2 protein-coding genes are annotated in these 1,195 nt (G+C 68.0%); both read left to right on the forward strand.

Features of this window, described 5'->3' with window-relative positions; translation table 11 throughout:
* The coding region (locus C1737_RS00050; RefSeq protein WP_142393400.1) for a CBS domain-containing protein at window positions 1-317 on the forward strand (317 nt) is incomplete at its 5' end.
* Window positions 314-856, forward strand: a complete 543-nt coding sequence (locus tag C1737_RS00055; protein ID WP_102416888.1) for a DUF1003 domain-containing protein — start codon at window positions 314-316, stop codon at window positions 854-856. The genes C1737_RS00050 and C1737_RS00055, both read left to right, overlap by 4 nt.
* Window positions 857-1,195: the final 339 nt, after the last annotated feature.

Genomic DNA, 1,195 nt, shown 5'->3' on the forward strand with positions numbered 1-1,195 from the left:
CGGCCACCCCCACCGGCCGGTACCTGGGCTGCGTGCAACTTCAGCGGCTACTGCGCGAACCCCCGGCGGAACTGGTCGGCGGCATCGTCGACACCGACCTGTTCACCCTGACGCCGGAAACGCCGCTGGCGGCGGTGACCCGCTACCTGGCCGCGTACAACCTGGTGTGCGGACCGGTGCTCGACGACCAGAACCACCTGTTGGGGGCGGTGACGGTGGACGATCTCCTCGATCACCTGTTGCCGCACGACTGGCGGATGGATGTACAGGCCCTCGACACCACCGGTGAGCCCCAAGGACTGGGAGGTTCGCGTTGAGCAGGTCCTCGGCACCGCGTCGCCTCTACACCCCGCGGACGTCGCGCAGATATTCGCCACGGCTGGACCCCGAGGCCGTCGGCCAGATCACCGAGTCGATCGCGCGGTTCTTCGGCACCGGCCGCTACTTGCTGGTGCAGACGATCCTCGTGGTGGCGTGGATCGCGCTGAACCTGTTCGCGGTGGGGCTGCGCTGGGACCCGTACCCCTTCATCCTGCTCAACCTGGCCTTCTCCACACAGGCCGCCTACGCGGCCCCGCTGATCCTGCTGGCGCAGAACCGTCAGGAAAACCGGGACCGGGTCGCGCTGGAACAGGATCGCCATCGCGCGACGCAGACCAAGGCCGACACCGAGTTTCTGGCCCGCGAACTCGCCGCGGTGCGGCTGGCGGTCGGTGAGGTGGTGACCCGCGAATATCTGCGGCACGAGCTCGAGGATCTGCGCTCCCTGCTGGCGAATCTGGACGCCGATTCCGACGGCGCCAACCCGGTCGAGGGCGGCGACGGCGCGGACCGAAAGGCTAAGAAATCGGGCTGAGAACCAGTTCCGACCATTGCGCCACTCTGGTCACAAGAGTTATGTATGGTGATCTAGTTCACGGCTACAAGAGCAGTTGACCAGCTCACATACCTAGGACGGTCGAGTGCGCATTGGGGGACGCCGGGGTGCACGCCCGGCCGCCGCGGTGGAGCGGCTGCGAGCACTTCAGGTTTCACGTTCGCGTGCGTTCGGCGTAGCCACCATCACCCCGTTGGTCTTCGCCGGCGCGGTCAGCGGGGCGGCGCCGTCGCTCCCCGTAAAGCTGCCCCCCGTGCATGCGAACGTCGCCCCGGTGGCCGCGGTCTCCCCCGCCATCCCCGACCTCTCGGGACCGGC

The organism is Mycobacterium sp. 4858 (assembly GCF_900240975.1).
Lineage (GTDB): Bacteria > Actinomycetota > Actinomycetes > Mycobacteriales > Mycobacteriaceae > Mycobacterium.